13 protein-coding genes, 1 tRNA gene and 1 pseudogene are annotated in these 19837 nt (G+C 63.9%); 4 read left to right on the forward strand and 11 right to left on the reverse strand.

Annotation, left to right across the window (positions count from 1 at the left end; all coding sequences use genetic code 11):
* Positions 1-9: 9 nt before the first annotated feature.
* From CAG33_RS24450 to CAG33_RS24460, 3 genes are all read right to left on the reverse strand, one after another.
* Positions 10-354 carry a cupin domain-containing protein gene (locus tag CAG33_RS24450; RefSeq protein ID WP_085640901.1) on the reverse strand — a complete coding sequence of 115 codons (345 nt, stop codon included), beginning with the start codon at positions 352-354 and terminating at the stop codon, positions 10-12.
* 82 nt (positions 355-436) lie between these two features.
* Positions 437-1363: a LysR family transcriptional regulator gene (locus CAG33_RS24455; protein ID WP_085640843.1), complete on the reverse strand. Its 927-nt coding sequence runs from the start codon at positions 1361-1363 to the stop codon at positions 437-439.
* A complete protein-coding gene (locus tag CAG33_RS24460) occupies positions 1360-2334 on the reverse strand; it encodes a quinone oxidoreductase (protein ID WP_085640845.1) in 975 nt (324 codons plus the stop codon). Before CAG33_RS24460 ends, CAG33_RS24455 begins: the two co-directional genes overlap by 4 nt.
* 191 nt (positions 2335-2525) lie before the next feature.
* Between CAG33_RS24460 and CAG33_RS28850 the strand changes: the two are divergent.
* The 3 genes and pseudogenes from CAG33_RS28850 to CAG33_RS24470 all read left to right on the forward strand — a co-directional run.
* Positions 2526-3083: pseudogene (locus tag CAG33_RS28850) on the forward strand (HD domain-containing protein); the annotation flags it as partial.
* 3 nt (positions 3084-3086) lie between these two features.
* Positions 3087-3593, forward strand: a complete 507-nt coding sequence (locus CAG33_RS28855) for a GNAT family N-acetyltransferase (RefSeq protein WP_256576753.1) — start codon at positions 3087-3089, stop codon at positions 3591-3593.
* A 140-nt stretch (positions 3594-3733) separates the two neighbouring features.
* Positions 3734-4765, forward strand: a complete 1032-nt coding sequence (locus CAG33_RS24470) for an NAD(P)-dependent alcohol dehydrogenase (RefSeq protein ID WP_085634050.1) — start codon at positions 3734-3736, stop codon at positions 4763-4765.
* Between the two features lie 155 nt (positions 4766-4920).
* Here the strand turns inward: CAG33_RS24470 and CAG33_RS24475 are convergent, their stop codons facing one another.
* The 8 genes from CAG33_RS24475 to fdnG form a co-directional block, all read right to left on the reverse strand.
* Positions 4921-8748, reverse strand: coding sequence for a hypothetical protein (locus tag CAG33_RS24475; protein ID WP_085640849.1), 3828 nt, complete (start codon positions 8746-8748; stop codon positions 4921-4923).
* 221 nt (positions 8749-8969) lie between these two features.
* Positions 8970-9065: transfer RNA gene (locus CAG33_RS24480), tRNA-Sec, on the reverse strand.
* Positions 9066-9072: 7 nt separating this feature from the next.
* Positions 9073-10992 (reverse strand): selenocysteine-specific translation elongation factor, encoded by a 1920-nt coding sequence (gene selB / locus CAG33_RS24485; RefSeq protein WP_085640851.1) that lies wholly within the window; start codon positions 10990-10992, stop codon positions 9073-9075.
* A complete protein-coding gene (gene selA / locus CAG33_RS24490; protein ID WP_085640853.1) occupies positions 10989-12401 on the reverse strand; it encodes an L-seryl-tRNA(Sec) selenium transferase in 1413 nt (470 codons plus the stop codon). The genes selB and selA overlap by 4 nt, the downstream gene beginning before the upstream one ends.
* Positions 12402-12452: 51 nt before the next feature.
* Positions 12453-13379, reverse strand: a complete 927-nt coding sequence (gene fdhE / locus CAG33_RS24495; RefSeq protein ID WP_085640856.1) for a formate dehydrogenase accessory protein FdhE — start codon at positions 13377-13379, stop codon at positions 12453-12455.
* Between the two features lie 3 nt (positions 13380-13382).
* On the reverse strand, positions 13383-14036 hold the full coding sequence (locus CAG33_RS24500; protein WP_085583813.1) for a formate dehydrogenase subunit gamma: 654 nt from the start codon (positions 14034-14036) through the stop codon (positions 13383-13385).
* Positions 14033-14968, reverse strand: a complete 936-nt coding sequence (fdxH, locus tag CAG33_RS24505) for a formate dehydrogenase subunit beta (protein ID WP_085583815.1) — start codon at positions 14966-14968, stop codon at positions 14033-14035. The genes CAG33_RS24500 and fdxH overlap by 4 nt, the downstream gene beginning before the upstream one ends.
* Complete coding sequence (fdnG, locus tag CAG33_RS24510; RefSeq protein ID WP_139833034.1) at positions 14969-18034, reverse strand: formate dehydrogenase-N subunit alpha; 3066 nt, start codon at positions 18032-18034, stop codon at positions 14969-14971.
* A gap of 406 nt (positions 18035-18440) precedes the next feature.
* Between fdnG and CAG33_RS24520 the strand changes: the two genes are divergently transcribed.
* A complete protein-coding gene (locus CAG33_RS24520) occupies positions 18441-19598 on the forward strand; it encodes a MalY/PatB family protein (protein ID WP_085640858.1) in 1158 nt (385 codons plus the stop codon).
* Positions 19599-19837: the final 239 nt, after the last annotated feature.

Consider the following 19837-nt stretch of genomic DNA (forward strand, 5'->3'; position numbering starts at 1 on the left):
CCCTCCACCTCACCCCAACCTAACAACATCCACCGAAACCTCCCTAGCCACCTCCGCCCCCCGGTTCTCCAACCAATGCGTGGTGTTCCGATCCTCCGGCCAACCGACACCCGGCCCGTAGTCCGTGGCGATGCCATTGCGGTGATCCGTAATCGTGCCTTGCAGAATGAACACCATGCCGGGCCTGTCCTTGTGGTCGTGTAGCGGGCCGAACACGCCGCCGGGGTCGATGGTGACCAGGCGCATGCGCAGTTGGCGCCCTGCCATGCCTTCGATCTCCGGGCCCAGGTCCAGGGTTGCCAGCAGCTCCACGGTGACACCTTGGGTTGCCGGGGCCGTGCGTTCGTCGCTCATTTCGGTGTCCTCCGCAAAAAGACAGGGCTTCATCAGCAGTAGACACCTTGAAGGCCTTCAGCGGGCGATAAGCGACAACCGGTCAGACGGCCCACGGCGCCGCAGGGTCGAACTTCGACTCGATCCACTGCTTGAACGCGACCACCGTCGCACTGGGAAACCGCGCCGAAGGCCTGACCAGGTAGACGCCGCCCAGCGTATCGAGCTGCCAGTCGGCGAGCACTTGGCGCAGCCGCCCGGCGGCGATGTCGCGGCTCATCAGCCAGTCGCCGGCGCCGAGGATGCCCTCGTCGGCGCAGGCTGCCGCCAGCAGGGATTCGCTGTCGTTGGCGGTCAGGTTGCCGTTGGGCGTCACGGTCCGGATTTCGTCGCCCCGGTGCAGGCGCCAGTGCGGAAAGGACGCGAGGCCGCTGAAGCGCAGGCAGTTGTGTCGGAGCAAGTCCTGCGGCGTTTCGGGCGCGCCGTGCCGCTCCAGGTAGGCCGGTGAGGCGCAGAGTACCCGGCGGTGGTCGCAGAGTTTTTTGGCGACCAGTCGGCTGTCTTCCAGCGCGCCGATGCGGATGGCCGCGTCGAACCCTTCGTCGATGATGTCCACCCGCCGTTCGCTGTAGTCGGCGTAGACCGAGACCTGCGGATACGCCTTGAGAAATTCCGGCAGCATCGGCCCCAGCCAACGCCGGCCCATGGCCGCCGGCAACGCGAGGCGCAAGGTGCCGCGCACCTCCCCCGCTGCCTCTGCCGTCTGTTGCTGCGCTTCCTCCAGCAGCTCGATGGCCGCGCGCAGGCGCTGCTCCAGCCGCAGGCCCGCCTCGGTGATGCGCACCTGTCGGGTGGAGCGCTCGACCAACCGCACGCCCAGGCGCGCCTCCATGGCGGCGAGGCGTTTCGAGACGACGGTCGGGTGCCGCTGCAGCACCCGGCCGGCGCCGACGAACGAGCCTTGCGCGGCCACGGCCAGGAACGCCGCGACCTCGTCGCTGTGCTGATGACTCAGGACATCCAGATTCATGGCTTGAGAATGATCGCCCCCGATGATCGCCCGGACTCCAGGTCCGCGTGCGCCCGCGCGGCGTCGGCCAACGGGTAGGCCGCCCAGATCCGGGGCTTGATGATACCTGCCCCGACCGCCGCCAGCACATCCTGCGCCCGCGCCTGGTACTCGGCGTCGGTGGCCGTGTGCGCCGCGAGCGAAGGACGCGTCAGGAACAGGGAACCCTTGGCGTTGAGCGTGGCCAACTCCACCGCCGCCGGTGCGCCGGACGACGCCCCGAACGACACCATCAGGCCGCGCGGGCGCAGGCTGTCCAGCGATGCCTGGAAGGACACGCGCCCGATGGGGTCGTAGACCACGTCCACCTTCTGCCCGTCAGTGATGCGCGAGACCTGCGCCGCCAAGGTGTCCGGGTCGAACACCAGCACTTCGTCGCAACCGGACGCCCGGGCCTTCTCGACGCTGGCCTGCTTCGACACCACGCCGATCACCCGGGCGCCCAGATGTTTCGCCCACGGCGCCATGATCTCGCCCAAACCGCCCGCCACGCCGTACAGCAGCACCGTGGTGCCCAGCCCCACCGGATACGTGGACTTGAGCAGGTACTGGGCGGTGATGCCCTTGAACAGCACGGCGGCGGCCTCATCGAAAGACAGCGTGTCCGGGAGTTTCACCAGCCGCTGCGCGGGAAACAGCCGAGCCGAAGCGTAAGCGCCCAACGGGCCGGTGGCGTAGGCGACACAGTCGCCGACCTGCACAGTGCCGACGCCCTCGCCCACCGCCGCTACGCGCCCGGCCCCTTCCAGGCCCAGCCCGGACGGCAGCGCAACGGGCACAGCGCCCTTGCGTTGGGTCACGTCGAGGTAGTTGACGCCGATGGCTTCCTGGCGGAGCCAGACCTCGCCGGGGCCGGGCGACAGCTCGTTGAGGGTCTCCAGGGTCAACACGTCAGGCGCGCCGGCCTGGGCAAAACGGATCGCTGAAACCATGGGGGTTTTCCTTGCTGTCAGAAGCGGTCATCAAAGGGTGGGCCGAGTATGGGAATTCGCTACTGCGCCAACAATGAGGCCTCGTGCAGATCATTGCTGCACCCTTTACAGCAATCCAACAAACCGGACATTGACCTCAACCGGCCAAGCATCGAACATTCGCCGCGAACCTCTGAATGAAAGAAACGGGCATGAACCTCGACAAGATCAAAGGACGATTGGCCTTCCTGCGCGAAGCGGAGAAGCTCAAAAGCGTGCTGCGCAGCGCCCATACCGCCGCCGGACGCCCGGAAAGCACCGCCGAACACAGTTGGCGCCTGTGCCTGATGGCCATTGCCTTCGAAGACGAACTGACCGGCCTCGACCTCTCCAGGATCCTCAAGCTGTGCGTCATCCATGACTTGGGCGAAGCCATCAGCGGCGACATTCCTGCCGTCAACAAGGCGTCGTTCCCCGACAAGAGCGAGCAGGAAAAGAACGACCTGCTGCTGTTGACCCAGGCGCTGGACGCGCCCCTGCGGGACGACATCCTCGCGCTGTGGGACGACTACGAACACGGGCGCTCCGCCGAGGCCCAGGCGGTGAAGGCGCTGGACAAGCTGGAGACAATCCTGCAGCACACCCAGGGCGCCAACCCGCCCGACTTCAACTACGCGTTCAACCTGACCTACGGCAAGCGCTACACCGACGCCACGCCGCTGTTTCAGACCCTGCGCGCGCTGATCGACCAGGACACCAAAGAACGGATCGGCATGAACCTCTCAATCCGCAAAGAACGGCCACAAGACACCGAAACCATCGCCCGCCTCACCGAAGCCGCGTTCCGCGACACCGAGCACTCCAGCCACACCGAGCACTTCATCGTCGACGCCCTGCGCCGCGCCGGGCAGTTGAGCCTGTCGCTGGTGGCGGAAGAGAACGGCGCGATCGTCGGCCATGTGGCCCTGTCGCCGGTCACGGTGTCGGACGGCACCACGGGTTGGTACGGCCTCGGGCCGATTTCCGTGTGGCCGGAGCGTCACGGCCAGGGCATCGGCGCGGCGCTGATGAAAGCGGCCCTGAGCGAACTGCGGGAACTGGGCGGCGCCGGTTGCGTGCTGCTGGGCGATCCCGGCTACTACGGCCGCTTCGGTTTCAAGCCCCATCCGGGCCTGGAATTGCCGGGGGTTCCGGCCGAGTACTTCCAGGCGCTGGCACTGGGCGACGCGGTGCCGACAGGCGTGGTGCGCTACCACGAGGCTTTCGACGCCACGGAATGATGCCCCACCGGCAGCCCGGTTCCGCCGGGCTGCTACACTCTCGACGCTTTGCGCGATGTTCCGATGTGCTCCCCTGACTGTCCCCGCAGCGCTCGCCGTTCGGGTCGTCGTCCCCCCGTTTCGCCAACCGGAGGTGTCCCATGAGCAACAGTACCGAACTCTCGTCCTTCACCGGCTGGGCCGCCACCGCCGCCGGCGCGCCGCTTGAACGCTACAGCTACGATCCCGGCCCGTTGGGCGACGAAGACGTCGAAGTGGCCGTGGAATACTGCGGCGTCTGCCACTCCGACCAGTCGCTGATCGACAACGATTGGGGCATCAGCCAATACCCGTTCATTCCCGGCCATGAGGTGGTCGGCAAAATCGTGCGCACCGGTTCCCAGGTGCGGGGCCTTGAGGTCGGCCAGCGGGTCGGCATCGGCTGGTATAAGGGCAGCTGCATGCACTGCCCGTCCTGCATGGGCGGTTCCCATAACCTGTGCAGCACCGCCAGGCCCACCATCATCGGCAGCCACGGCGGGTTCGCCGACCGCGTGCGCAGCCACTGGGCCTGGGCCCTGAAGATTCCCGCTGGGCTCGACCCGGCGCTGGCCGGGCCGCTGTTCTGCGCCGGCTCCACGGTGTTCAACCCGCTGGTGGAATTCGGCGTCAAACCCACCGACCGCGTGGGCGTGGTGGGGATCGGCGGGCTCGGTCACCTGGCGTTACGCTTCCTCAATGCCTGGGGCTGCGAAGTCACGGCGTTCACGTCATCCTTGAGCAAGCAGGACGAAGCCAAGCGCCTCGGCGCCCACAACGTGGTGGCCTCCACCGACAGCGCCGCGCTCAAGGCCATCGCCGGCACCCTGGATTTCCTGCTGGTCACCGCCAACGCCAACCTCGACTGGTCGGCGATGCTCGCCACATTGCGCGGCCGGGGCCGCCTGCACTTTGTCGGCATCGTGCCGAGCGCCATTCCGGTGCACGTGTTCGAACTGATTCCCCAGCAAAAGGTCCTGTCCGCCTCGCCGGTCGGCTCCCCCGCCGCCACCGCGACCATGCTGGAGTTCTGCGCCCGGCACCAGATCGTGCCGCAGGTCGAGCAGTTCCCCATGAGCCGAGTCAACGAGGCCGTCGACCATTTGCGCAGCGGCAAGGCGCGGTATCGCATTGTGCTGGATGCGAGCCGGTGAACCGAGGGGCGTGTCGGGAGGTGACCGGCGCGCCCGCCTTTATCTTCGATTCTCAAACGTAGTTCTACTTGAGTCTGGGCAGACCTTGGCAGTGTAAAGTGTCTGCTTGAGAAACTTGTAGAACTATGCTGTCAGCCAATAGGCCACCCGTTAAGTCAAGCCTCCCAAAATTCCAGTTTTTCACCATACTCTTCAAACGTATACTCATGCGCGAGCTTCAGCAGCTTTAGCCGATAGGCTTCAATTTCTTCCAAGTCCGCATCGGCACTACCTATATCTTTGAAGAGCCTGCAAATAGCATCACACGTCGAATAATGCACTGGCAATTTAGCCTTAAACTTATCCATAAAGTTCCGCAACAACTCATTCACCACATATCTTCGAACACCCTCAGACTTGACCTCATCAAGCGCAGCGAACGCCTCCGCAGCTGCTTCTTTCAGGCTATAAACAGTGTTAAGCAATTCAACATCGGCAGGAAACAATCTTAATAGGCTATTTGCGTACCGTTCCCCTACCCAGTCGCGAACTTCTACAAGTTCATCAAGCACTCTCTGAGCATGAGTAGCCATTACTGCAAGCCAGATATCTAGTTTTCCAACAGGTGCATGATCAAGCAAAATCTCCCAAGCACCGGGCATGAACCCTCCGTTCGTACGGACCTTATGCTCAAGCAGCCTGTCAAACATCTCCTGCGGATACTGTCCAACCAACTTAGAAACGAAGTTTGAAACTTTCTCATCATCGGAGCTAGATGTAATGTGTGCCCATGCCTTATTGAACAGCGCATGATCTGGATTCAAAGCGATAGACTCTACTATCGGCTCCCAAGTCTTCCCTCCGGCAAGATGTGCTCCGATATTGCCTAGAATTCCGGGATTCCCCATATAGATTTTCAATGCACATTCAATGAGTGTCGATTCAAACCCCGACAGGGTTACAACCGTCGGCAGGGCCCCAGAAGGGAACACGAGCGCAACCACCTCCGGAGGAACGGCGTACCTTGTCACTGCCGTAGCATGTAACCACCTTTGGTCGACTCTATCTTCGCTCAAATAGCCGAGCACCTGAGTTCGGTCTGCCGCAGTCAGCAAGTCCCATCCATCCACAAGCTCCAGCACGACCCTTATCTGAGCGCCTGTACCATTTACCTTAAACAAACGATCCAGCCTTGTACCCCTTAGGTCAGGCGCAGCCTCTGTCCCTCTGATCAGCAAGTCAGTGACCGCCATTGCGTAGTCGCTCGGAATCGCTCGTAACGCTTCTCTCTCAAGCAAGCCAATCCAGGCATCGGCAATATTGATAAAGTCCGACTGAGCAATATGCTTCAAACTTTTCTCGACCGCCGCATGCAATCTGGCGTCGTTCAGGTTGGCGCCTTCGGGCAATGCGGACAAAATATCAGGAAGCAACCCACCAAACAGTCCCCAGGGCAGTTCATTACCGTACGCCTGATGTTCCATCTTTAGAATAATGGCTATCATTGTTGAGGCTGACGCTGGGAGTGCAGCGCACCTCTTCAACCCAGCCAGCAAGTCACGCTGTCTGTCCGAATCGCATTCCGGCCATATACGTACCGCACCTTCCAAAGCGGCCTGTGCCACCGAAGGGTGCTGATCCGAAAAAATCTTCTTCAGCACTTCCTGGTCATTGTGCCGGACACTGCTGATCCATACCTTTGCTGCCGCTGCCCTTACACCGCCCAAATCATAACTAAGAAGGCGCAACACAATAGGTTGAGTCAGTTCTTCCGGGCATCCCTCCAAGTAGCACATTGTCTTCCAGGCATCTTCCGCGCTGATTTCTTCATCCGACTCGCCACTGAATGCAATTAGAAACCCTTCGACTTCTTCTCTTTCGTAGAACTCAAAAATCTTCCCTTCAAGTGTAAAATTCTCACCGGCAGGCAGCATTGCCTGCCCTTTCTCCCAAAGCACATGCTTCAGAGTGACAAACGACACTTTGTTGACCCACTTATTAAACTGAGATCGCTTGCCTTCCGAAATATCCTCTATGGACTGAAGAAGAAAAAAGAAACAGGCTTCTTTTGTTACCAGATACCTTGATTCGAGCCCTTCGATCGCAAAGTCCACGACTTTGTGCCGTTGAACAGACGCCCTCATCGCCTCATAAATCCAACGCAGTGCAATCGCAGTGGCCCGCGAAGACTCAAAGGAAAGCGAGAACAAACCTCGCTCTGCGTATTGCAACAATCTTCTGTCTACAGCGCTTGCCCGCCCACTGGCAGAGAGCTCCGCCGCCGACCGGTAAAACTCGTGAGAGAAGTTGAACCGTTCTGCACCCGTTTCTACGATTATTCGACGACGCTCCAGAATTTCAAAAAGCGTTTCGTCTTCCGCAGAGAACGTTAGCTCACCATAGGTTTCAGGCACTCGATCCACTGGTTTCGGCGCCATTCCCAAACTAGCCGACAGGCCTAAGTAGCTGGCGACCGCATAACGGTTTTTCGTTCCGTCACCATTCAGCACATACTTCAGATCCTGCAACGAGCAGGAGTCCTCATGAGAGGTCACCACAGCCAGTGCCTGCAACAAAGGGCTAAGCCCTTCACCAACCAGTGCCGAGGCCAATGACTTCGAATCCTCACGAGCAAGACGTACCGCCGCGTTCAAATCAGCAGGCTCGTGCAGGCGGTAGCATGAAGCCGCCAAGTGCATCAGACAACCTGGTTCTATACTCAAGGAGCCGCTCCGCAAGGCCCCGAGCATGTTCTCAGACAAAACATCCGGAACGTCGAACAGATTCTGCAGTTCTTGCCAAATCTCCACCAGAAAACTGCTGCGGTACTTGCCTAGATCGTGCCATCGGCGCCTGCCCAGCCATACATCCTCAAGCTGCGCATCTCCGGAAAACTGCAAAAGCCGATCTTGCACTTGAGAGACAATAAGCTTCCTTGACGGTGTCAACCTTTCCGACAGTTGTTGCAATTTAGAAAGCGCCCGGCCGGGATCATCGCTCAGAAAGCTCCCTCCCAAGGGGTCGTCCACGACAGCAAGCCGCTCGCCGGGTGCCGGATCAAGCAGGAAGCGCTCCACCTCGTCGAGATTGCTGCTCAGCTTTAACTGATACCCCAACGCTTCAAATTCAGCCGCCATCCAACGCCCGGCGTTTGTCTTACCTACCCTGGGCGAGCCAGAGAGCAGAAGGATATTATTCTCTGACAGTTCCTTCTTCCAATCCTCTTCGAATCCTCGAAGCACGTAGTTCCTGGGTCGAATCTGTTCGGGAAGATTCTTGTTCAACTCCGCCAACAGATCAGAATGAATATTCCCCTTACTCTCTTTTGCCTTTTTGATTATCGCAACCAGCTTGCCAACAACAACTTCACACCTGTCAAGCGGCAACCTCAGCTTTCGCAGTTTCCTTTCACAGGCGTCCCGCAACTCATCTTCCAACACATTTTCGACAATGGTCAGACGAGCCAAAGCATTTCGGATCTGATCCACCTTTGCACCCTTGACGAACTTACGCAGGTGAAGCGCCCTTTCGTCATCGAGGGATGACTCGGTTTCCTCCAACGTACTGGCGTAATTTTCAAGCTCGCCCAACAGTTCGCCGGCAACCTCCCTGGAAAGTTTTTTGCCCTGCACATCCCAGGGTGCGGTGGCGCTCTTGCAAAGCACCGAAATCTTATCGCTGCACCTTGCCGACACCACAAATACGACGTGCGTATCCAGATCGTCACACAATCGTTCCAGCAGCGTATTCACAGCCTTTCTTTCTTCAAAGTGCGAAAGCCATTTTGCGAACTCCGCCAGCGTCACCCCCTCCAGAGCGCCCTTGACTTGTATCTCAATGACTTTCTTTCCACTGGCGGATGGAATGATGACTTTCGCGTCTTCACCGGCCTTTGGCTCTATATACAGTTCGACGCTTTCTTCACCCTGATGACGTAGAAAGACATCAACGCAAACCAAGTCTTGAAAATCGTACTTTTTTGGCCCTACCGTCGCGATCGACATCTGAACTCCATGTAAAAAAACAAATATAAATTTATGCAAAAAACAAAAAACACATCACTACAAAAACAGCCACCCGCACGATGAACTTAAATAATTCGCCATTTCATGAGACTTTGGCGTGCGGATAGTCAACAACCCTTCAGGCGCCATGATTATGCCATCAATCAAATCAAGGCCAACCCTTTATGGTTCACGGGAGAACAGATCTTTTGCTTGCGAAATGGCGGAAGGCAGCCGGAGTCGAACCTGCCCGGGAACGGATGCCGTCCCCAACCGGGTTTGAAGCCCGGCCGCGCCACCGGGCGCGATTGCCTTCCTTTGAACTCAGTGTGCGTCGGCGCTGGCCAGCGCGCTGTCGAAGCGGATTTGCCGGTGATCGGCCACCCGCCGGGTCAGGCCCAGGCGGTCGAAGTACTCAAGCACCTGAATGCTGCGCTTGCGCCCCAAGCCTAGCGCATCACGGAACGCCGTGACCTGGATCTGCGGATTTTCTTTGCCCAGTCGCAGCAGCACCGCCGCCATCTGCCGCAGCGTGAGGTCGGTGACGAACAGGTCGCGCACCACCTGATGCATCAGCCCCAGCCGCGCCAGCTTGCGCAGCAGCAGGCGCACGGCAGCATCGTCCCTGCCCGTCACCGCCGCCACGTCGCGCACCCACGGCGGATCGAATCCCGCTGCTTCGAACAGCGGTTGCAGCACTTGCCACAAAGCCTCGTCGTCGGCATTCAGGCGCACCTGATGATCCGGCAGGTGCAGCCACGGGCCACTGGCGGTGATCGAGCCGGCGGCGCGCAATTCGTCGAGCAGGCTGAGGAAGGTCGAACGCTCCACCTCCAAGCCGCTGAAGCGCCGCAGGCGGTCGCGGTCGGGGCCCATCTGGTCGGGCTCCAGCTCATGCAGGCGGGCGAGCTTTTCCAGGAGGGTGAACTTGAGGATGCCCCAGCGCTGGGCGTTGAACAGCACCGGCCCTTGGCGGGTGTCGATCTGCCGGACGTTCTCCGGCAACGCCCAACCGGCCTGCGGACGGTTGAACTGGCGCTCCAGCCGTTGCGCCGCCAACCCGCTGGAACTGTGGTCGAGCAATGCCGGCAAGGCCGCCTCCATCGCTTCGCTGCCGGCCAACGCCCGCAGTTGCGCCAGGCGCTCGGGGCTGCGTCGCTGGCGCGTAGGGGCAAACGGATCGAGCACCTGTCCGCCGCCCAAGGTGCGCTGGGCGCTGGCATCACGCAGGATCAACCGGTCCCCTTTGACGGCCTGCACCGGCGAGGCCGTCAGCAATTGCGCGAACGTGCGCTCGCCGGGATTCAGCCGCGCCCCTTCCAGCAGCGCCACGCGGGCGATCACGTCTTGCGTGCCCAGGTGCAGGTGCACCGGCTGGAAGTGCTCGAAGGTGCGGGTCTCGTCGGGCAGCAGCCGCCATTCGATGTCCAGCCGCTGGGTCGGCGCGTGCAGCCAGTCGGCCGACAGCCATTGGCCTCGGTGGATCTGCCCGAGTTCAAGGCGTTCGCCGCTCAGGTTCAAGGCCACCCGCTGACCGGCGAAGGCGTGTTCGGCGGGTTGGTTCTGCGCATGCAGGCCACGCACCCGCACCGACTTGCCGGATGGTCCGAGCACCAGCCTGTCGCCCACCGCCACCGTCCCCGACAGCGCCGTGCCGGTGACCACGATGCCCGCCCCGGCCACGCTGAACGCCCGGTCGATGGGCAGGCGAAACCCGCCCTCCAGGCTGCGGGCCTGCACCTCGCCCTGGGCCAGCAGCAGTTGCTCACGCAGCGCCTCGACGCCCTGCCCGGTCACGCTCGACACCGCCACCATCGGCGCCTGGCTGAACGGCCCCGGCGCCAGCAGCGCCCTCACCTGCCGCCGCACCGCGTCCACCCTGGCCGGTTCGACCCGGTCCGTTTTGGTGATCGCCACCAACGCACGCGGGATCCCGAGCAGCTCGACGATTGCCAGGTGCTCGCGGGTCTGGGGCATCACGCCGTCGTCCGCCGCCACCACCAGCAGCACCAGATCGATGCCTTGGGCCCCGGCCAGCATGTTGTGGGTGAATTTCTCGTGGCCCGGCACGTCGATGAAACCGGTCAGTCCGGCGCCCGGCGCGAGCTCCGCGTACAGGTAGCCCAGATCGATGGTCATGCCCCGCGCGCGCTCCTGCGGACGGCGGTCGCCGGCCTGGCCGGTGAGCGCCTGAAGCAGCGAGGTCTTGCCGTGGTCGATGTGCCCGGCGGTGCCGACGATCATTCAGGCACCTGCAGATGCCCGAGCTGCGCCAGCCACGCCGGTTCGTCGTCCAGTTGCCGCAGATCCAGCCACAAGGCATCGTCGTCGAGACGGCCGAGCACCGGCACCGGCAAGCGGCGCAGCGTCGCTTCCAGGTTCAGCAGGCAGCGACCGCGCAGGCGCTTGGACACCTGCGGGCGTGCGCACAGGGCGGCGCTGGGCAGCCGCGCCACCGGTTGGCTGCCGCTGCCGATCATGCCCAGGGCCGGTTCGGCGCTGACCTGCCAGGCAGGCCCCAACGCCTGGGCCAACGCCGGTTGCAGGCGTTCGGCCTGGGCCAGGATGTCCGCCTGCGGCCGGGTCAGCAGACGCAGGCTCGGCAGGCGCTCGGCCAAGCGGTCCGGGTCGCGGTACAGGCCGAGCACCGCTTCCAGCGCCGCCAAGGTCAGCTTGTCGACCCGCAGCGCCCGTTTCAGCGGGTTCTTCTTGATCTTCGCGATCAGCTCTTTGCGCCCGACGATGAGCCCGGTCTGGGGCCCGCCAAGCAGTTTGTCGCCGCTGAAGGTCACGATGTCCGCGCCGTCGAGCAAGGCCTGGCGCACGGTCGGCTCCGCCGGCAGGCCCCAGCGGGTCAGGTCCAGCAGGCTGCCGCTGCCCAGGTCTTCGAGCAGCGGCAGGCCATGCCGGTGGGCCAGTTCCGCCAGTTCGGCGGTGGGCACCCGGGCGGTGAAGCCCTCGATGCTGTAGTTGCTGGCGTGCACCCGCATGATCAGGCCGCTACGCGGGCCGAGCGCCGCTTCGTAGTCGCGGGCGTGGGTGCGGTTGGTGGTGCCGACCTCGTGCAGGCGCACGCCGGCGCGGGCCATGATGTCGGGAATGCGGAACGCGCCGCCGATCTCGATCAGTTCGCCGCGGGAAATGATGCCTTCCTTGCGCGCGCCCAGGCTGTTGAGGGTCAGCAGCACGGCGGCGGCATTGTTGTTGACCACGGTCACGGCCTCGGCGCCGGTCAGTTCGCGGATCAGCCCTTCGATCAGGTCGTCGCGGTCGCCGCGCTTGCCGCTGGCCAGGTCGAATTCCAGGTTGAGCGGATAGCGCGCCGCGACCTGCACCGCCTCGATCGCTTCCTCCGGCAGCAAGGCGCGGCCCAGGTTGGTGTGCAGCACCGTGCCGGTCAGGTTGAACACCCGGCGCACGTGGCTGCGCCGCTGCGCCGTCAACCGCTCGGCGGCGCGGCCGGCCAGCGCCTCGGGGCCGATCTCGATGGCCGCCACCTGCCCGCTCAGGGCCTCGGGGCGCAGTTCATCCAGCAATTGGCGCAGACAGGCCAGCAGCGCCTCCCGCCCGAAACGCTCGCTCAGCGGCCGGCAGGCGGGATGACGCAACAGGCTGTCGATGGAAGGCAAACGCGGGGCGACACTCACAGACATCCGGCTCTCCCGAAATCAACAGATCGTCGGGCCTGAGTGTAGACGCTGCCGTCATTCGTCTCCGGGGGCCAGCAGCAGATTCGGCGCCAGCCGTTGATGGCCGTCCTGGGCCAGGCGCATGTCCAGCAGCAGGCTGGTCAGGTCCGCCGACAGCGCTTCGGCGTCGGGGTCGTTCTCCAGGTAGACCAACTTGAGGTAGGTGTTGCAGGTGGGGCACACCTCCGCCCGCAGCGGCGCCCGCTCCGCCGTGTGGCGGTCGTCCGCCAGGCTCATGTATTCCAGGCCTTTGCTCTGCTCGCAGTACACGCACTTGACCCGCACCACGTGCCATTCGCAGGCGCACAGCGAACACACCAGGTAACGCAGGCCGTTGTGCTTGCCGCGGTGGCGGATCACCCCGGCCATGGCCGGCGATCCACAGGCCGGGCATTGGCTGAGGCTGTCGCCGGGGGTGAGCCGCAGGTTCGGCACGCTGAGCAGCCAGTGGCTCCACGCCGCTTGCAGGGCCGCGCCGAGAAACGGCACCAGCGCCGCCGGCACCAGCGAATACTGGCCGCTGACCAGCGCTACCGCCCAGGCGCGGCGCTGGCCGGGGCTGGCCGTGCGCAAGGTGGCCACGGACTCGACCACCGCCGCTTGTTCGGGTGCGTCATAGCGTTGCAGCAAAGCGTCCAGGTAAGCCTGCCAGGCGTCCTCGCGGATCAATGTGTCGGCGGCGAACGGCGGCAAACCGTGCTGGTGGCACGTCTCCAGCCGCTGCGCATCGGGCGACACCGCCAGCGGCGGATCGTCCAGCACCTGCTGCTGCACCCGGCACAGGCCGGCGATCAGGCGCAGGTACGCGGCCAGCGGATGCCCCTCGGCGAGATGCTCCAGCCGCAGGGCCCGCAAGGTGAACAGATCGTGCGGCGGCAAATGCAGGAACGGCGGCGAACCGGCCGCCGCTTCGATTTCCCCAGGTTCCAGAATGGTCGGCAACGGTCAGCCCTTCTTGGTGATCGGCGGTTTCGGCGCAGGCTCGCCTTCCACCTCGCGAGCCCACAGCGCGTGGTGCTTGCGGGCCCAGGCGCGGCTGACGCGGCCGTGCATCATCGCGTCCACCGAGCCCTTGATCCAGATCCCGGCGTAGATGTGCACGATGATGCTCAGGATCAGCACGAACCCGGCCAGCGCGTGCAGCAGCATGGCCCAGCGGATCGTGGTGATGCCGAACCAGTGGCTGAAGTACGCCCGCCAGATCACCAGCCCCGTGAACAGCAACGCCAGCATGCACAGCAGTAAAGTCCAGAACAGCAGTTTCTGCCCGGCGTTGTACTTGCCCACCGGCGGCACGGTCTCCTCGTCGTTGACCAGCACCCGGTCGATGCGCCGCAGCCACTTCCAGTCGTTGTCGATGAAGAAGTTCGAGCGCCAAAAGCGGAACACCAGCCCCATGAAGAACACGAACATCAGCACGCCCATGAACGGGTGCAGGATCCGCGTCCACGGCCCGCCGCCGAACAGGTTCGTCAGCCAGAACAGCGCCGGGTGGAACAGCGCCAGCCCCGACAGCCCGGCCATGAAAAACAGGATCGCCACCAGCCAGTGATTGGTGCGCTGGTTGGCGGTGTAGCGCAGGATCGGTTTGTCGCTCATGGCCTGCCCTCCCCGCGGGGGTCGAAGGTGTGCACCGCCGGATCGACGACATGCACCGAGGTGTCCGGCGGCTGCGGATGCTCATCCTCTTCCGTGCGGTTGGGCCCGACGCGCACGTAATGGAAGAACCCGGCCAGCACCGCCGCGCCCATCGCCAGCAGTCCCAGCGGCTTGCTGATGCCTTTCCACAGGCCCACCAGCGGGCTGATCGCCGGCGCGTCCGGCAGGCCTGCGTACAGCCGTGGCGTGTCGGCGTGGTGCAGCACATACATCACGTGGGTGCCGCCGACGCCTTCGGGGTCATACAGGCCGGCCTGGCCGAAGCCGCGGCTCTTGAGGTCGACGACGCGTTCGGCGGCGTGGACCTTCATGTCTTCCTTGCTGCCGAACACGATGGCACCGGTCGGGCAGGTCTTCACGCAGGCCGGCTCCAGGCCCACGGCCACCCGGTCCGAGCACAGGGTGCACTTGTAGGCCTTGTGGTCCTTCTGGGAGATGCGCGGGATGTTGAACGGGCAACCGGTGATGCAGTAGCCGCAGCCGATGCAGTGGTCCTGATCGAAATCGACGATGCCGTTGGCGTGCTTGATGATCGCGCCGGGGCTCGGGCACGCCGCCAGGCAGCCGGGTTCGGCGCAGTGCATGCAGCCGTCCTTGCGGATCAGCCATTCCAGGTTGCCGGCGTCGGTCTCGTGCTCGGTGAAGCGCATCAGCGTCCACGAGTCGGCGGTCAGATCCTGCGGGTTGTCGTAGGTGCCGTGGTTGTGGCCCACCTCGTCGCGCAGCTCGTTCCATTCCGAGCACGCGACCTGGCAGGCCTTGCAGCCGATGCACTTGGTGGTGTCGATCAGCTTGGCGACCTCTTGCTGACCGCGCACCGACGGCGCCGGCGTGGTGGTGGCCGAGCGGGCGATGATGTCTTGGCTGGCCATTTACAGTTTCTCCACGTTGACCAGGAACGACTTGGATTCCGGGGTCTGGGTGTTGCCGTCGCCGAGGAACGGCACCAGCGTGTTGGTCAGGTAGCCGTGCCGCGTAAGGCCCGTGAAGCCCCAGTGCAGCGGAATGCCGATCTGGTGCACCACCTGGTTGTTGACCTGCAGCGGCCGGATCCGTTTGGTGACCACCGCCACCGCCTCGATGAACCCGCGCTTGCTGCTGACCCGCACCCGGTCGCCGGCGACGATGCCCTTCTCTTTGGCCAGCACCTCGCCGATCTCCACGAACTGTTCCGGCTGGACGATGGCGTTCAAGCGGCAGTGCTTGCTCCAGAAGTGGAAATGCTCGGTGAGCCGGTAGCTGGTGGCAGCGTACGGGAAGTCCTTGGCCTGGCCGAGGCTGTCCCACACCGAATCGAAGATCCGCGCCGCCGGGTTGCTGGTGGCGTTCTTGTTCTGCGGGTGCAGCGGGTTGATGCCGATCGGCGTCTCGAACGGCTCGTAGTGCTCGGGGAACGGCCCTTCGTTCATCTTGTCGACGGCGAAGAACCGCGCCACGCCCTCGGGGTTCATGATGAACGGATTCATCCCCGCTTCCGGCGGGACGTCGGCCTTGTAGTCCGGCACGTCGGTGCCGCCCCAAGCCTTGCCGTTCCACCACACCAGGCGTTTCTTCGGATCCCACGGCTTGCCTTGGGGGTCGGCCGAGGCGCGGTTGTAGAGGATCCGCCGGTTGGCCGGCCATGCCCACGCCCAGCCCTGATGCTGGTGCATGCCGTAAGGGTCGTTGTTGTCGCGCCGGGCCATCTGGTTGCCGGCCTCCGTCCAACTGCCGCAGAAGATCCAGCAGCCGGACGCGGTGCTGCCGTCATCCTTGAGCTGGGCGAAGGCCGCCAATTGCGCGTTGGCCTTGACCGCCAGGCCGCTGGCATCGGTGAAGTCGGTGGTGGCGTAGCCGTTGACCTCCTTGGCGATTTCCTCCGGCGACGGCTCGTCGGCAATCTTGTACGGCCACGACAGCTTCAGGATCGGCTCGGCCCAGGCGCCGCCCTCGGCCTGATAGCGCTGGCGCAGGCGCAGGAACAGCCCGCTCATGATCTGCACGTCGGTGCGCGCCTCGCCCGGTCCGTCGGCGCCTTTCCAGTGCCATTGCAGCCAGCGGCTGCTGTTGACCAGCGACCCGTCCTCCTCGGCGAAGCACGTGGTGGGCAGGCGGATGACCTCGGTCTGGATGTCGGCGGTCTTCACGTCGTTGTAGGGGCCGACGTTCTCCCAGAACTGCGAGGTCTCGGTGGCCAGCGGGTCCATCACCACCAGCCACTTGAGCCGCGCGAGCGCTTTCATCACCCGGTTCTTGTCGGGCAGCGCGGCGATCGGGTTGAAGCCTTGGCACATGTAGCCGTTGACCTTGCCCTGGCCCATCAGGTCGAAGACCTTGAGGATGTCGTAGTTGGGGATGTCGAGCTTGGGCAGGTAGCTGTAGCCCCACTGGTTCTCGGCAGTGGCGTTGGCGCCGTACCAGGCCTTCATCAGGCTGACGTGGAACTTGCTGTAGTTCTGCCAGTAGGACAGCTGCCCCGGCCGCAGCGGTTTCTGTGTGCGTTTGGCGATGAAGGCGTCGTAGTCCTGCTCGGCGTCCAGCGGCAGGGTCAGGTAGCCCGGCAGCGAGTTGGACAGCAGGCCCAGATCGGTCAGGCCCTGGATGTTGGAGTGCCCGCGCAAGGCGTTGACCCCGCCGCCCGGCATGCCGACGTTGCCCAGCAGCAGCTGCACCATCGCCGCGCTGCGGATGATCTGTGAGCCGATGGAGTGCTGCGTCCAGCCCAGCGCGTACAGGATCGTCATGGTCTTGCCCGGTTGCGAGCAGGTGGCGATCTCCTCCCAGATCTTCTTCATGGCCTCGACCGGCATGCCGCAGATCTGGCTGGCCAGGTCGATGGTGTAGCGGCTGTAGTGGCCCTTCATCAATTGATAGACGCAGCGCGGGTCCTGCAATGTCGGGTCGACCTTGGCGAAACCGTCCTCGCCCAGTTCGTAGCCCCAGGTGGACTTGTCGGTGTAGCTGCGCTTGGCCGCGTCGTAGCCGGTGAACAGGCCGTCCTCGAAGCCGAAGCCGGCCTTCACGATGAAGGACAGGTCGGTGTAGTTGCGCACGTATTCGTGCTGGATCTTGTCCTCGGTCAGCAGGTAATTGATCAGCCCGCCCATGAAGGCGATGTCGGTTCCCGTGCGGATCGGCGCGTAGTAGTCGGCCACCGATGCGGTGCGGGTGAACCTGGGGTCGACCACGATCAGCCGCGCAGCGTTGTGCGCCTTGGCTTCGGTCACCCATTTGAAGCCGCACGGATGCGCTTCGGCGGAGTTGCCGCCCATCACCAGGATCAGGTTCGCGTTGGCGATGTCGGTCCAGGTGTTGGTCATGGCTCCACGGCCGTACGTCGGGGCAAGACTTGCCACCGTCGGGCCGTGTCAGACACGCGCTTGGTTATCGAACCCCAGCATGCCGAGGCTGCGCACCACCTTATGGGTGATGTAGCCCGCTTCGTTGGACGCCGCCGACGCCGCGAGGAACCCGGTGGTGAGCCAGCGGTTCACCGTCTGGCCCTGGGCGTTGCGCTCGGTGAAGTTGGCGTCGCGGTCGGCCTTCATCAGGTCGGCGACGCGGTCCAGCGCTTCGTCCCAGGAAATCCGCGTCCACTCGTTGGAGCCCGGCTTGCGCACCTGCGGGTATTGCAGGCGGCCCGGACTGTGGATGAAGTCCAGCAGGCCGGCGCCTTTGGGGCACAGGGTGCCGCGGTTGACCGGGTGGTCGGCGTCGCCCTCGATGTGGATGATGTTCTGCGCCACGTTCTTGCCGGCGTCGCCCTGGCTGTACATGATCAGCCCGCACCCGACCGAGCAGTACGGACAGGTGTTGCGGGTCTCATGGGTGTGGGCGAGCTTGAAGTGGCGCACCTGCTCGGCGAAGGCCGGCGTCGGGGCCATGCCCAACGCGCCCAGGCTAGAGCCTGCAAGGCCGATGCCGGCGACCTTGAAGAACTGACGACGGCTGAGATCCATCGTGCACTCCTGATCAGGTGGAACCCGGTGCGTTGCCGGGCTGTTCTGGACAATCACGGTTGCGGCAGACGCACTGCCGATCCTTTCACTCTAGCCAACGAACCGACGGCCGGCGCGCCAACCGACCGTCGGTGGCACGCGGTCATTCGCCGATTCCCCTTGTGGGAGCGACTGCCCTGCCCTGGGCCGGTGATGTCCGGACTGACGCCATCGCCAGCAGGCTGGCTCCCACAGGGGAATGTATGTGCACCCCGGAACACACGGTCGTCTGCCGATGCCTTTGTGGGAGCCAGCCTGCTGGCGATGGCGGCCTGCCTGGCACACCGCGATGACCGCCCGGTCGCGCAAGGGCAGGCAGTGGCTTATCATGGCGCCCATCAACGACCCCGCCTTCACGAGACCCCGCATGACTTTCGATTTTGATCAGGTATTCGACCGCCACGACACCGGCAGCACCAAATGGAGCCGCTATGCGGCCGACGTGCTGCCGATGTGGGTCGCTGACATGGATTTCGCCGCGCCGCCGGTGGTCATCGAAGCGTTGCAGCAACGCCTGCTGCACCCGCTGGTGGGCTACAGCGTGGCCCAGGACAACCTGCGCCAGGCCATCGTCGCCGACCTGTGGGCCAAGTACGCCTGGCGCGTGCAGCCCCAGGAGCTGGTGTTCCTGCCGGGCGTGGAGTCGGGCTTCAACATGGCGCTCAAGGCGCTGGTGCAGCCGCAGCAGAACGTCGTGGTGCAGACCCCGAACTACCCGCCGCTGCGCCACGCGCCGGGCCACTGGGGCCTGAACAAGGTCGAACTGGAATTCCTCGCGCAGGACGACGGCACCTACGCCACCCCGCTGGACGCCCTGCGCCAGTCCCTCGAAGGCGGCGGCGCGCTGCTGCTGAGCAACCCGCACAACCCGATCGGCAAGGTGTTCGGCCGCGAAGAGCTGCAAGCGGTGGCCGACCTCTGCGTGCAGCAGGACGCCTGGATCATCTCCGACGAGATCCACGCCGAGCTGTGCTACGACGGCCGCGTGCACATTCCGACCGCGTCCCTGGGCGCCGACATCGCCAAGCGCACCATCACCCTGATGTCGGCCAGCAAGGCCTACAACATCGCCGGCCTCAAGACCTCGTTCATGATCATCCAGGACGCCGCCCTGCGCGAGCGGGTCAACCACGCCCGCTGCGGCATGGTCGACAGCGTCAACCCGCTGGGCATGGAAGCCACCCGCGTGGCCTACAGCGAGGCCGGGCCGTGGCTCAAGGCGCTGAAACAGTATCTGCAGGCCAACCGCGATTACCTGGTCGAGGCAGTGCGCAGCCGTCTGCCGGACATCTCGATCAACGTGCCGCAAGGCACTTACCTCGCCTGGCTCGACTGCTCGGCGCTGGACCTGGGCGACCCGCAGCGGTTCTTCCTCGAACACGCCAAGGTCGGCCTGAGCGCCGGTTCGGATTTCGGCGACCACAGCCAACCGTTCGTGCGCCTGAACTTCGGCTGCCCACGCTCGATGCTCGAAGAAGGCATTGCCCGGATGGAACACAGCCTGGCGCAGCGACGCGGCGCCTAACCCGCAAAACCTGTAGGCGCTTGCCTGCAAGCGATGGCCGGCACTGCCGACATCTATGTCGACTGCTCCACCGCCATCGCCAGCAGGCTGGCTCCCACAAGGGGTCGGGGGTGTTCGGAATCGGTGGTCACCGCAGAACCTGTGGGAGCGGGCTTGCCCGCGATAGCGTCAGACGGGTCGCCGCAACATCCGGAAATGAGTAACATGACCGCCCGTCCCTGCAGCCCGTCTGCGCCCTG

The organism is Pseudomonas sp. B3(2017), from assembly GCF_002113595.1.
GTDB classification, from domain to species: domain Bacteria; phylum Pseudomonadota; class Gammaproteobacteria; order Pseudomonadales; family Pseudomonadaceae; genus Aquipseudomonas; species Aquipseudomonas ekonensis.